The sequence below is a fragment of the Endozoicomonas sp. PH6C genome, from assembly GCF_059322965.1.
The window spans coordinates 2,967,506-2,980,980 of record NZ_CP185342.1; the positions used below are offsets into that span (position 1 = coordinate 2,967,506).

Annotated in this window: 10 protein-coding genes; 3 read left to right on the forward strand and 7 right to left on the reverse strand. The window is 49.1% G+C overall.

Translation table 11 applies throughout. From position 1 onward, the window contains the following. Window positions 1-40 precede the first annotated feature (40 nt). From ACOMG9_RS11130 to brnQ, 6 genes are all read right to left on the reverse strand, one after another. Entirely contained in the window at window positions 41-1,942 is a 1,902-nt protein-coding gene (locus ACOMG9_RS11130) for a hypothetical protein (protein ID WP_448216957.1), read from the reverse strand. Between the two features lie 86 nt (window positions 1,943-2,028). Further along, entirely contained in the window at window positions 2,029-4,221 is a 2,193-nt protein-coding gene (locus ACOMG9_RS11135; RefSeq protein WP_448216958.1) for a diguanylate cyclase, read from the reverse strand. A gap of 217 nt (window positions 4,222-4,438) precedes the next feature. Further along, window positions 4,439-5,407 (reverse strand): alpha-L-glutamate ligase-like protein, encoded by a 969-nt coding sequence (locus tag ACOMG9_RS11140; protein ID WP_422409518.1) that lies wholly within the window; start codon window positions 5,405-5,407, stop codon window positions 4,439-4,441. A 3-nt stretch (window positions 5,408-5,410) separates the two neighbouring features. Next, a complete protein-coding gene (locus tag ACOMG9_RS11145) occupies window positions 5,411-6,952 on the reverse strand; it encodes a UUP1 family membrane protein (RefSeq protein ID WP_448216959.1) in 1,542 nt (513 codons plus the stop codon). A gap of 8 nt (window positions 6,953-6,960) precedes the next feature. Further along, window positions 6,961-8,115 (reverse strand): ATP-dependent zinc protease family protein, encoded by a 1,155-nt coding sequence (locus ACOMG9_RS11150; protein WP_448216960.1) that lies wholly within the window; start codon window positions 8,113-8,115, stop codon window positions 6,961-6,963. Window positions 8,116-8,233: 118 nt separating this feature from the next. Beyond that, entirely contained in the window at window positions 8,234-9,547 is a 1,314-nt protein-coding gene (brnQ, locus tag ACOMG9_RS11155; RefSeq protein WP_448216961.1) for a branched-chain amino acid transport system II carrier protein, read from the reverse strand. A gap of 259 nt (window positions 9,548-9,806) precedes the next feature. On the opposite strand from brnQ, the gene ACOMG9_RS11160 reads away from it, so the two are divergent. From ACOMG9_RS11160 to ACOMG9_RS11170, 3 genes are read left to right on the forward strand one after another with little or no spacing between them, the layout of a single operon-like run. Continuing rightward, window positions 9,807-10,337: a PepSY domain-containing protein gene (locus tag ACOMG9_RS11160; RefSeq protein WP_448216962.1), complete on the forward strand. Its 531-nt coding sequence runs from the start codon at window positions 9,807-9,809 to the stop codon at window positions 10,335-10,337. A gap of 49 nt (window positions 10,338-10,386) precedes the next feature. Then, the gene (locus tag ACOMG9_RS11165) at window positions 10,387-11,064 is read left to right on the forward strand and encodes a winged helix-turn-helix domain-containing protein (protein ID WP_422137892.1); all 678 of its coding nucleotides are present in this window, start codon (window positions 10,387-10,389) and stop codon (window positions 11,062-11,064) included. Next, a complete protein-coding gene (locus ACOMG9_RS11170; protein ID WP_448216963.1) occupies window positions 11,042-12,406 on the forward strand; it encodes a HAMP domain-containing sensor histidine kinase in 1,365 nt (454 codons plus the stop codon). Before ACOMG9_RS11165 ends, ACOMG9_RS11170 begins: the two co-directional genes overlap by 23 nt. Window positions 12,407-12,444: 38 nt before the next feature. Here ACOMG9_RS11170 and corA read toward each other — a convergent pair whose 3' ends face one another. Then, entirely contained in the window at window positions 12,445-13,398 is a 954-nt protein-coding gene (corA, locus tag ACOMG9_RS11175; protein ID WP_317141697.1) for a magnesium/cobalt transporter CorA, read from the reverse strand. Window positions 13,399-13,475 lie beyond the last annotated feature (77 nt).

The following is a 13,475-nucleotide window of genomic DNA, read 5'->3' on the forward strand; positions in this document are numbered from 1 at the left end:
TTGCTCGGTTGATTGTTATCAGGATGGGCTGAGAGGTGACTCAGCCATGGCTTCTGGCAGAGCTGTATTTGCTGATGACTTTATTGGCGTTGTATAAGTCAATTTGCCATTTGTTACTGGCAGGGGGAACTTCGATGGGCGAAATATTATCCAGTGAATAGCGAGCGCTCATAGGGCTCTCGAACTGGGCAATGAACTGTAATCGTTTCAAATCGGCCTGATAGGTGTGTACCAGGAAGTTAATGGTTCTCTCACTCAGGGGGACGCGATAGTAACGGATCAGGTTCTGGGCCAGTTTCTCGGCACTGGCCGAGAGGTTTTTGTCAACATCTGCGGCCAAAGCTTCTCCCAGCGCTGCCTTGGTCCTGGCGCTCATACCGGGCTCAAGAAAAGCCAGGCTGGAAGCATTGGAACTCTCAATAGCCCTCTGAATCTGTGGGTCATGAAGATGTATGTAAGGGTCTAGAATAGTTGCCACCTCGATGGCCACCTCCCTGGCACGTGTTTCTGTCAGGTATCTCCGTGCAGGCGACAGGGAGTGGACTCGATGGCTATCTTTTCTCAAGCGGGTTTCCTTTGAAAACGCTTCCAGACGGTTGGCAACCTCCATTCTGGTATCATCGTCCAGTTCGATACTCTGCTCTGAAATAGTCAGGCTGCGTTTTAAGTTCTCTTTAGGGTTGTGCTGATGGAGTGTGGAGAGTTTTTGCCAGTACTTCAGGGCGCGTTTGAGTTTGTCGCTGTCCCGTCCCTGTTTCAGGTAGGCGCGGTGAGCTTCATTGTAGAGTTGAATGGCTTTATCGAGTTGTTTGCGTTTTATGTTCAGGGCCTTAACGTGTTTGCCGGTTTTATGGGTCAGGTCCCTGGCCTGGCGAACCTGCAAACTGAGAGTGTCGAGTGACTCCCTGACCGCCGCCAGCAAATTCCGGGGGCTCAGGCCGTGATCGGTAATAATGTCATTCTGGATATCAACATTATGGAGCCAGGTAGCCAGAGCCTTGAGGCGGGAGTAAACCCTGGCCCGGCTGATCCGGAAATCATTGCGTTCTTCCTCGAGCCTGTCCAAAGCCTTGGCCAGATCCCAGCGACCGGTATACTCAATTTTTAGCCAGGAAATTTTGCGCCCGCAAATCAGCTCGAAGCATAATATGAGTATTTCCTCGACATCGTGAAGAGTCATCAATTCTTCATTATCTCGCTCGCTGGCAGTGAGAATCCGCTCAATAAACAGAGGCTCCCTGGGCTGCCCTTCATGGGGTCTGGCCACGATCCCGCTTAACCTGTTTTTGAGCGCTTTGGCTATGCGTGGGTGAAGTTCTTTGAGTTCGTTTTGATAACGCTCTGTGTCATCGGAGACTTCGTGAACAATGTCATGCATTCTGTGATAAAGGCCAGCCCTGCGAAATATTTCAATCTGTTCGGCCTTGCGGGCCAGATCGGGGTCACCCGTAATATCTTCGATGGCTGTTGATATCCATTCCGGACCAAGATCGAACTTTTGCAAAAGAATACCGGCAGAGTGGATGCGACGTGCATCTTCGGTCATATTACGTTGGGTCAGATCACGCACCATGTAAATGATTTCGGGAATTCGGTCGATGATGCTGAGCAGGTTGTTTTTGTCTTGATTGATCCGTCGGCCGTGGGTAACGTCGTAAATCAGCTTGGTGAACAGACCCAGACCGATGGCAACAACAGAATAGCCAACAAAATACAGGGTTTTGTCCAAAGGCATCATGGTGCCGTAACCAATATAGTAGCCTGCAAAGGCGGCCAGAAGTGTGACCGGACCGGCAGTCCAGGCGTATTGCAGTATGGTGACACTCCAGGGCTCCTGGTGAGGAGCGCGTGCCACTTTCTCCAGCCAGCTTGAATTTCGTTCTTCAAGCTGCAGGTCTGCGTCATTCCGTTGCCGTCTCCAGCGACTGAAAAGAGCGGTCATTGTCGTGTATTACGTTTTTTCGGTGGGAGATGAGTACTATATTCTAAAGCCTCGGTGTGACGGTGCAGTATATGTAGATTTACGTTTCAGGATAAGCGTTTTGTAATCTCTTCTCGCGCAGGCTGTCCAACTTTGTCTGGTTCACCAACCGATAGTCGAATATCTGCACAGGAAGGTGCCCGACAGACTCTGTTCTTACCCAGATGCTTGGCCTGGTATAAAGCGTCGTCTGCCTCTTTGAGTATTTTGTCGAGAGTGTCGGTCTGCGGACCGGTGGCAGCAATGCCCAGGCTGAGGCTCAGGGGTACAGGACCTCCCTTGTAGAGTAATGCCGAGTTCCTGAGTCGCTCAGCGATCTTTACGCCCCTGACAGCATCTGTGTTGGGCAGGAGAACAACAAATTCTTCGCCGCCATAGCGGGCAATCAGGTCCTCCTGACGAAGATCTTTCCTTAGTTGACAAGCAAGGTCAGAGAGAACCTTGTCACCCGCCGGGTGACCGAAACGATCATTGATCTGTTTGAAATCATCGATATCTATGAAAATCAGACAGGATTGGGACTTTGCGGAATCAGGGCGGTGAAGCAGTTCTGAAGCCTCATTGACAAAAGCTCTCCGATTCAGAAGACCCGTCAGTGAATCAAGGCTGGCCTGCAGTTTCCAGAATCGAGTCTGCTGATTGGCCTGAAACAGGGTTCGCGCATGGTTGCTGATGTCGGTTATCTGTTGCCACTTCAAAGGTCTGTTGGGTTGGCTTCCCGGTGAGACCACCAGCAGACTATGGTGGTTTTCTTCACTGTGAAGCAGAAATATCCAGTATTTAACGCCGTTTCGATCTTCAAGCCGGATATGGTGCTTTTGTTCCGAGGTAATGATGTTCATCAGCTCATCTTCAATACTGTCAATACTGTTTGTTAGAATCTGGGCTGCTTTAGGGTAATGGCTGCTGACATCCCACTGGTCTTTATTCTTAATCAGTATCATAGAGGGTGTATCGGGTATTATCGCATCCAGAGTTGCCAGAATGCGCTGTCGAATGGTCTTTTCATCCATTAGTGCATTGCTGGGTGCCTGAAGATGTTTGCGAAGGGCTGAATCAAAGACTCGTCGTTTATCAAATTGGCTGTTAACCAGATTGATAGAGATAGCCTGGCGATTCTTGTGTTTGCGGTTAATCCAGTAAAGACCGTTAATTAGCATGGATTGGAGAGCAATTAATGCCAGTTCGGCCTGACTGGGAATGACTCTGGGCCACTCTTTTGAGGCCCAGCTGCTAAATAGGGCAAAGAACAGTGTGAGCATGACCGGTAACGCCAGTTTGGCGGGTCTGACACCCTGCGAAAAAATAGTCAGAAGGCTGGCAATGAGCAGGACTGCGGACACTGCGATCATTAAAAATGCCGCATTGAGAAGCAGGGTTTTCTCTGTGGCGAAGAAGCTGAGAACCAGTCCGACCGACAGGCAGCTAAGCCAGAGCATAAGTCTGTCTGTTTTGGGATTATAGAGTGCCAGCAAACCGAGGTTCTTGTAACAGCCCAGGGCCGAGACAAGGCTGATGACCGTCATGATCAGCACCCAGAATTCGGGGTCCCAGGACCCGTTAATTATCCAGAAAATGTCGCCTTGGTAAAATACGACCAGCGTCGTGGTGGCCAGCAGGTGTGCAGTAAGCAACAGGTAGGAAGGGTGCCGGGTGTAGATCATTACAGCCGCTGTAACGATCAGAAAGAGCAGAAGCAGTGCCAGCAGTGAAGCTGACAAGGCCTGATTCTTGTATTCATCCAGCATGTAGAGTGATTGTGGCCAAAGGTGAGGGTTCAACCTGTTTGGTTCTGAGCTGTCCACACGTATATAAATGTCGTGGGTTTTGTTCCCAGGTAGCCGGAGTTTCAGAACTCTTGGGTCTGACTTGCGGCTTTGACTGCCAATACCCAATGAAGTGATCCGATAACCCTTTTCAGAAGGTGTGAAGACATCAAGTTTCTTGTGGGGAGTCCTTCTGAATACCAGCAACCAGTCTGAATTAAGAGAATGATTCAATGTCAGGCGGAGTTTGTACCAGCGATCACTGGTGCCGGGCTGTTTTCCGCTCAGGATCGCTTCCGGAGCAGGAACCGAAGTCAGGAAGCTGACCAGTTTAACCGGTCCAGACGGTGAAGATTCTGCAACGGAAGTCCCGTGGGTAGCCTGGCTGACAAAAAAGATCAGCAGAAGCACCAGAGCCCTGATGAAAATGACTGCTCTTTGCGAACAGGTTGAGAAGGTCAATAGAACCCGCAATTCAGGCAGTCCTCCATGACGAATTGACAGCTTTTCACTCTTCCTTCAAAGGGTCGTCTGTTAAATCTATTTACCCTGTAAATGATTGTGACACAGACAAGGTGTGCAGGCCAAGGTGGCAGAGCGGATTCGTCACTAAATTAACTTCGACAGTGACGTTTTCTGTCACTGGTGTGAGGAGTGTACATCAGGACGTCGAGTCCTGATGTAGTGGAAATTACATCGCAAAGTGCTCTTTAGAGAAGGCGACTTTCTCGTCAATAGGCATAGTCCAGTTGGGCAGAGACTCAATCAGCTCCAAACGGGGCTGGATGCCGCAGTCATTGGCGATCTGGATAGCCAGGCCGGGTCGGGCATTGAGTTCAAGGATCAGTGGACCATCCCTCTCATCCAGGACAATGTCCACGCCCAGATAACCCAGTCCTGTCATGTCATAACAGGCTGATGTCAACTTGAGCAGTTTGTCCCAGTGAGGTACTGCCAGTTTTTCAAAGCTGTGACCCGTGTCAGGGTGCCTGTCAATCGGCAGATCAAACTGGACGGCTCTGAGGCTTTTGCCAGAGGCAATGTCCAGACCCACTCCAACGGCTCCCTGGTGAAGGTTGGCTTTACCATCAGAAGCCCGGGTGGCCAGACGCAGCATGCCCATCACCGGAAAGCCCCGGAAAACAATCATACGAATGTCCGGCACACCTTCAAAGCTGTAATCATTAAATACCGGGTCTGCCACGATCAGGCTCTCGATCATGGCTACATCACTTTTGCCTCCGAGACTGTAAAGGCCACCCAGAATGTTGGAAACATGTCGGTTGATGTCTTCAAATTCCAGAGTGTCGCCGCTGGCTTTTACATAACGTGGACCGTCGCGACCCACGATGACCAGAATGCCTTTACCGCCACTGCCCTGGGCGGGCTTGATCACGAAACTGTTGTGTTCTTCAAGCAGGGTACCCAGATCTTTAATGTCGTGCTGGTATTCGACAACACCCAGCAGTTCAGGGACGTCTACATTGGCTTTTTCTGCCATCCTTTTGGTAGTGAGCTTATCGTCCACCTGAGGTAGCAGTTTGCGGGGATTATATTTGATAACATAATCGAGGTTCCGCATGTTCATGCTGAGAATCCCGGCCTCGTGGAGGCTGGATGGACTGGCAAAACTGCGAAAAAATCGTTTGATGAACTCCATGGGTTAACCTCCAACCAGAGGCTTGAAGCGACGAAGTTCCAACAGACGGTAACCGGTGTATTGACCCAGCATGAGGGTCAGACCCAGAACGGTCAATAGCAACTCCGGAAAGTTATAGGTCAGGTGCTCAACCAGTGGGTTGGACATTAGCAGGTAACTCATAGTGGCCACCAGCAGACTACCAGAGCCTTCAATCAGTACGTCTTTGGGGCCTTCTTCTTCCCAGAGGATAGACATTCTCTCAATGGTCCACGCCAGAATAATCATTGGGAAGAAGGTCACGGTCAGGGCCTGGGTAATCCCCATCTTCCAGGTGAGTACGCTCATAACGCCCATTATGCCTATGACGACAATGATCACCGCCGCCAGTCGGGCGACAAGGAGCATATTGAGTTGACTCAATATCGAGCGAATCCAGAGGCCGATGGAAACTATGGTGACAAAGATAATCAAACCAGGCAGTAACTGGGTTTCCAGGAAGGCCACGGAGATCAGGACCGGCATAAAGGTTCCTGATGTTCTCAGGCCGACCAGGATACGCATGATCAATACGACCAGGGTGCCAATCGGAATTAGCAGAATGCTCTTGAAGGCATTCTGGACTTCCAGAGGCAGGGCGTAAATAGAGAAATCGACCAGTGCTGCATTGTCAGCCCGGGACGTTTCAATGGCCAGATCCCTTGTTGGCTCGTTCTGGGAAATCATCGAAAAAGAGACCCGGGACGCTGTGCCACCCATGACATCCAACAGGGATTTACCACCTCGTTGCCAGAGGAAGAAGTTTTCCGGGTTTCCGGATGCTCCGGTTTCAGGATCAAAGAGTAACCAACCATCATTGGTGTAGACTTCCAGCATCTCTACTATGGGCTGACGACGTCTGCCGTCTTCGAGGTAAAGGCCTCGAACAACCCGGGCCGGTATATCGGCCATGGAGAGCATCTCGATCAGCAGATTGGTGAGCTCAGCACGGCTATCAATCATGCTAAGCAGCATGTTGGTATTCTGACTGGGCTGTTGGGCAATAAATTCCTTGATCAGGGTGCCTGTGAAACTTCGACTATCAGCAGAGCGTTCTTTCACCTGTTCCAGCAGTGAGTCTGCTGCAGTCTGATAAGGTTCCGGCAGGGACGGTTTGGCCTTCAGGGTGTCGTTGTTTTCTTCAACAGGAGGGGCCAGAGGTTCCACCAGTTGTCGATCCGGATGCAGACTCACCTTGTAAAACAGGCTTTGTTTGCCACTGGCCTTGCGAATGCTCCACTCTGCACGACGTTGTCCTTCATCATCATACTGGTTGATGCCATAACCCGGAGAAGCAAAGGATTCATTCAGAATACGGAAGCCGGATTGTTGATCGGGTAAGGTCAGGGATGCCTTGACGGGTCCACCGTCGGCCTTGAACTGTATTTCAGCTTCAACACTCCAGACGGTGGTAGTTTCTCCCCGGGTTAAGGGAAACCCCAGGGCAAAGTGTTTGTATAAAGTCAGGCCCAAACCTGCCGCGATCAAAATGACCACCGCCAGACTGAGTTGAAAACGTCCTTTCATTCAAAACCTCACTTCTTTTTCTCAGCAATATTTTGCTGGGCAACATCAACCAGAGCCGTATTGCTCAGGAGTCTTTCACCGATAAGAATCGGATGCTCGTAGCCAGTGCGATTGGTCAGCGTAAATTCAACATTTTTGGAAATCTTTCCCAAAGTTATGGGAATAAAGACAGTAACCCGGCTCTGGTTTGCCAGACCGCCGTGACGTTTGATTGAAACTTCACGATGGACTTTGCGCTCAAAGGTCCGGCTGTTGTCACCATTGACGATCTTGAAACGAACCCACTCTTCGCCATTTTTTGTGAAGTATTCAATATCGGTTGCATCGATGGAAGACGTTTTGGCACCTGTATCAATACGTGCCTTGAATGGGTTCTTGAATCCTTTGATACGAACCTCTTCAAGCTCTCCAAACAAAGCAAGACCACTGACGTCGACAGGCTTGTCTATCTGTTCCTTGATACTCAGGTTGCCGCCAGTCGGGAGCTTAACGGTCAAGGTATCCAGGACTTTCTCGGTTGCGATGTATTTCTTGCTAACATTGGCTATGGCCATGTCTTTGAGAAAATCCCGACCAATGAGCAGTGGGAATTCAAAACTTTCCCTGTCGTTCAGTGAGACATCCAGGTTCTGGGTAATATCGCCGACCTTGACGTTTATATTGACGACATAACGGGTCTGGGACTCTTCACCGCCCGGAACCTTGATCAAGACAGTGTCTTTGACGGGGAGTTCCAGAGTGACATTGCCCTTGCTGGTTCTGGGGAGGTCAAAGCGAACCCACTTTTTACCATCCCGTTCAAAGTTCTTAATGTTTCTGGCATCAATCGACGAGCGTCCTGCACCGGTATCGATCTTGGCATTCATTTTCAGACCGTATTCTGTGAGAGTGCCTATCTCTGCAAAACCCAACACCAGTTTTCCGCCAACACGGGCGGGGGTTTGAACCAGTTGCTGTTTAACAGAAATGGTATCCGGATGAAGAGGCTTGGAAGGTTTAAAAGTTTGTAATTCTTCTGTCTTCTGTTTTGAGTCGGGCGCCTCGGTTTCTGTCCTGGAGGTCTTTTGACTGTCCGTAGTTTGAGCAGGTTTTTGTAGCACCTGGCAGCCAGTCAAAGCGGATATCGCCAGGATAAGCGCGGGTAATGCCGGAAAACGGGTCATGGGTAAGCTACTTATTTTTACATAAAATGAGTGAATGGTAGCCGCGATAGTCTATCGCAAGCCGAGCAGCTTACTTGATGTTTGGTGACTTGCCAAGAAGTCTGGCCTTGTGAGCAGGCTATGAAGGGGTAACGCGTTTCCCGATCAGGCAGGTCAGAACAATAGTCACCACAGAGGGGGCAACCCAGCTTAAATTAAAGTCGTACCATGGTAGTGACTCAAGAGGTACCAGAAGCTTTTGTGTAATTGGATGGTTCAAACCCTTACTGGCATCGACCAGGCTGAGTATAAAGGTGACCAGGAGCGTGGCTCTGTAGACCAGCTGAGGATTGGGTAGCAGGCTTTTGATCAGTCCCAGGAGAATCAGGGCAATAGAGACCGGGTAGAGTACCAGTAAAACAGGAATAAACAGTTCGATCATCTGGTTGAGATTAAAGTTGGCAAACATCATGCAGGAGAGACTGATGGTCGCCACAAGTACCTTGTAATTGAGTTTCCCGGAGAGATCACAGAAATACTCCGAAGCAGCAGTGATCAATCCAATTGCGGTAGTCAGGCACGCCAGTGTCACAACCGTTGCAAGCAGAACATTGCCATAGAAACCAAACAGTCTGTTGACATAAACAGAAAGAATCTGGCCGCCGTTGTCTGGGTGGGCAATGATTCCGTGACTTTGAGCACCCAGATTGAAGAGGGACAGGTAGACCAGAGCCAGTCCGAAAGCTGCTAGACAGGCCGTTATGACAGAATATCTGACCAGGGCGTCGGGTGTGGTAATACCGTGAGATTTAAGGTTGGTAATGATGACAATGCCGAACAGCAGTGCAGCCAGAGCATCCATCGTCATATAGCCTTCAAGGAATCCACTAAAGAAAGGATTTTCTGCATATCCGTTCATAGGTTCACCGGCTTCTCCCAGAGGGGAGATGAGGGGAGATATACCGAGAATCATCAGCAAGAGGATGAGGGCCGGTGTGATGATCTTGCCTACGGATTCAAGTAATTTTCCCGGATAGAGGCTGAGATACCAGGCAGTGCCAAAGAAAATGATGCTGTATGCCAGTCTGGAAGTGCTGTCGGGCTCTTTCAGAAACGGGATTATTCCGATTTCATAGGCAACAAGGCCGGTTCTCGGGACACCGTATATCGGGACAACAATGATATAAATGCAGCAACCCATCAATGCAATCATGCTGCGTGGCAGTTCACCGGTGATCTCGTTGAAGCCGCCGCCAACTCGGGAAATCATGACCACAGCTAACAAAGGGAGAAGCACTCCGGTGACCAGAAAACCGGCAGCAGCAAGCCAGACGTGGGTGCCAGCCAGCTGTCCCGCCAATGGAGGAAATATGAGATTGCCCGCGCCAAGAAACATGGCGAAGGTCATAAAACCCATACCAATGATGTTCTGAAGACTTAATCGTTGCTTCATGCGTAAGGTTCTGCCTTGATTGAATGTTATCTGGTCAGAAACGGACGTCCATGCTCAATCCTGGGAGATGAACGATTTTTTTGTAATGAATAGGAAGTATGGACTCAATTTCAGAAAGTGGTAGTCCGGTCCGACTTTTGCTCGGTCATTATTCGAGATGAGCATAAGATTAACTTTTGTTAATCTTATGCTCATTGGGTCTTCATTGTAGAGTCACTATCCTTTGCGATTATTCACTGATTTCATACAGGTAAGTGTCATGAGGCTTTTAAAAGAGGCCATTCTGGGCCTTTTTCTGGTATCAACCGCTGCTCTGGCAAGCCAGGAGGATGTCCTGCTTCAGCTGGCTATCGAAAATGCCAAAATCAAACCCGAACAGGCCATTGAGAAAATTTCCGACCGCTATTCCGGGCATCTCAGCGAATTTGGCATCGATGATGAAGACGGTAGAATGGTTTATGAGTTTGCCATTGTTGATCCTGAAGACAGCGTTGAGTTGGAAGTAATTATGGATGCTGACTCGGGAAAGGTCTGGCTGGACGAAAAAGACAGGCTTTCCAGCAAAACGTTGAAACGTAAAAAGTACCAGCTGTTAATGAACAGTGGCATGACTTTGAAGAAAGCCATTGATGAAGCGAAAAAGATTGTTCCGGGGCAGCTGATGGAAGCAGAGCTTGAACAGGAGAAGGGTATTGTATTTTTTGAAATTGAGTTGTTGACGGATAAAGGCGTGCGCAAGGTGATTGTTGATCTTCAGTCTGGCAGGCCGATTCCGGTGACCCAAAAATGATCAGGTTTTTGATTCCCTTCCATTGTCAGAACGGAATAGGTGTGATGATATGAAGTTGCTAGTGGTTGAGGACGACCGGACAACCCGTGAATACATTGCCAAGGGATTCATGGAGCATGGCTGGACCGTGGATGTGGCTGACAATGGCCGGGATGGTCTGTTTCTGGCATCAGGCGAGAGCTATGACATCATTGTTCTGGATCGTATGCTGCCCCAGATGGAAGGGCTCAAGGTGCTGGCGGCACTGAGAGCTTCTGAAAACCAGACACCGGTAATCATTCTCAGCGCTCTTGATGGCGTTGATGAACGCATTAAAGGCTTGAAGCAGGGAGGGGATGATTACCTTTGCAAGCCTTTCTCTTTTGGGGAACTTCTGGTTCGGGCAGAAATTCTGACTCGCAGAGGGCACAGTAAAGAAGCTAAAAATACTCTTGTTATTTCCGATCTCGAAGTAGATCTATTATCCAGGCGTGTGGTCAAAAACAGGGTTGAGGTGAACCTTCAGCCAAGAGAGTTCCAGCTTCTTCGCTTTCTCCTGGAGCATCAGGATCAGGTGATTTCCAGAACCATGCTGTTTGAGTCTGTGTGGGATTATCACTTTGATCCGGGCAGCAACATTATTGATGTTCATGTCGCTAAATTGAGGAAAAAGCTGGATACTGCCGGAGGAGCATCCCTGATTCACACTGTGAGAGGGGCAGGTTATGTTCTCCGTGAGTCGGCTTGACCCTCTGGGTCGGTTACGGGCATCCTCACTGCTGCGCTATACCTTGCTGCATACAGCTATTGTCCTGGTACTCTGCGGATCAGCCCTGTGGTTAGTGAAAGACTACAGTCTGGGGTTCTATCAGAAACGACAGGATCAATTTGTTCTGGAACAGCTCAATTCTCTGGCATCTTTGGCCAGAAGCCATTCAGAAAGTGAATTCAGCGCGGTTGTAAGTCAGATGGCTGAAAATAACCGGCAAGTGCTGGTGGTTTTTAAAAGCGCCGAGGGCTATCTGGGTAATTTGAATTATCTGCCTGAAACCGTCCCCCTGTCACCAGCGACGGGCAGTTTCTGGATACTGGGAGATTCGGTTCTGGGAGACGGTCGCTTCCAGAAAGTGCGGGGGAGTCGTATTAACAGTCGCTGGGGTCCCTTGGTGCTGGCCTACAACTCTTCAGACTTTAACCTGTTTGCTTCTCGTTTCACTCTGGCACTTTATGCCGCTATGGTATTGGTTTTGCTGGTAGGACTGGTGACCGGGTTTTTATTTTCAAAAAAAATATTGGCTCGTCTTCGCGCTATCAATAAAGTGACTGCAAAAGTCGGTGAAGGTCTGTTAGCCGCCAGAGTTAAAGTCACTGAAAAGGGCGATGAGTTTGATGAGTTGGCTGGTCATATCAATCAAATGCTTGCGCAGATCGAAGACTCAGTAGAAGCCATTGCATCGGTAACCAGCAGTATTGCTCATGATCTCAGAACGCCTTTATCCCGACTGAGGATCAAGCTGGATGGATACTTGCGAAATGGCGGTGCTGGTGTTGAGGATATTCTTGAGGCCCAGACTGAGCTTGATACGATCCTGCATACCTTCAATGCCATGCTTGAACTCACGAAACTGGAATATGGGCAGGGGGATCTTGAGTTTGTCCGTTGTGACCTGAAAGAAATAGGCTACGAAGTGGTTGAACTGGCGGAGCCTTTGGCAGAAGCCTGTGAGCAGTCTCTAATACTTGAAGTGCAGCAGCCTCTGGTTGTTCGGGGGAGTCACCAGTTGCTGTTTAGAATCCTGTTTAACCTGGTGGAGAATGCAATCAAGTACTCTCCTGAAAAAGGCGAGGTCAAAATTCGTATTGATCAGGATTCAGTATCAGTTATTGATCAGGGGGCAGGTATTCCGGAATCAGAGCAGGAAAAGGTATTCCAGAGGCTGTACCGGCTTGATCAGAGTCGAACAACTCCTGGTCATGGGTTGGGTTTGTCGCTGGTCAAGGTGGTCGCTGAGCTGCACAATGCCAGGATCAGTTTTGAGCAGGGTGAGCAATCTTTTGCTGTTAAACTGACGTTTCGCAGAGGAGAGTAAAGCCTGGCATATGGGCAGGCTTTACTCTGTTCGGTTACTTATAGCCAGCCTTTTCGTTTAAAGAAAAAATAAGTGCCAAGAGCGCTTGCCAGCATCAGAATCAGGGCCAGAGGGTATCCCCAACTGCTACTGAGTTCAGGCATTACCTTGAAGTTCATACCATAGATGCTGGCAATCAGGGTCGGCGGCAGAAACATCACGGCGGCTACGGAAAATATCTTAATGATATTGTTCTGTTCCAGATTGATGAAACCCATGGTGGCGTCCATCAGGAAGTTGATTTTATCAAAGAGAAAGCCAGTGTGGGGTGTCAGAGAGTCAATATCACGAAGAATGTCTCGCACCTGGTCAACCTGTCCGTCATCCAGCTTGTGACGGCAGTTTTTCAGTATGTATCTGAGGCAGCGCTGGCTGTCCAGTAGATTAAGACGAACTTTGCCGTTTATATCTTCCTGCAGGGTAATATTTTTCAACAGGTCATCAACATCAGTATCATCGTCAGAAAGAGCATGTTGACTGGTGGCTTCGAGATTTTCGTAAACTTCTTCCAGAGTGTCAGCTAGAAACTGAACTTTAGTGTCAAACAATGCGATCAAGATATCGATCGGTGTTCGTGCCTTTATGTGTTGCAGTTTCAGATAATTTCTCATCAGTCGGAACAGGGCGGTAGGCTCATCCTGTAGGGTGACCAACTGGTCGTCACGAAGGTTGAAAGCAACGTTGATGCTTCGAAATTCCTGGCCTGCCTGATGAGGGAATAAGGAACGAATATGAAAACCTGTCTCACTTTCAAAAAATCGTGATGAGGCTTCAATCTCGTACAGTGCATCTTCGTCTTCTATAAATCCCGGGCACTCCTGTTTCAGCCAGTCATCCTCGTTTTCGTCCAGTTCAACAAGGTCCAGCCAGAGTGTATTTTCAGGAAGCGCCACATCGGTCTGTATACGGGTGATGCAGTACTGCTCAGTATCACGGTGATAGGCGTTGATCATAAAAGACTCTGATAGCAAATCTGGTACTTGGCGTCTGTTGGACTCAGGCTTCCCGGAATTGGCTGAAATCGTCTAAG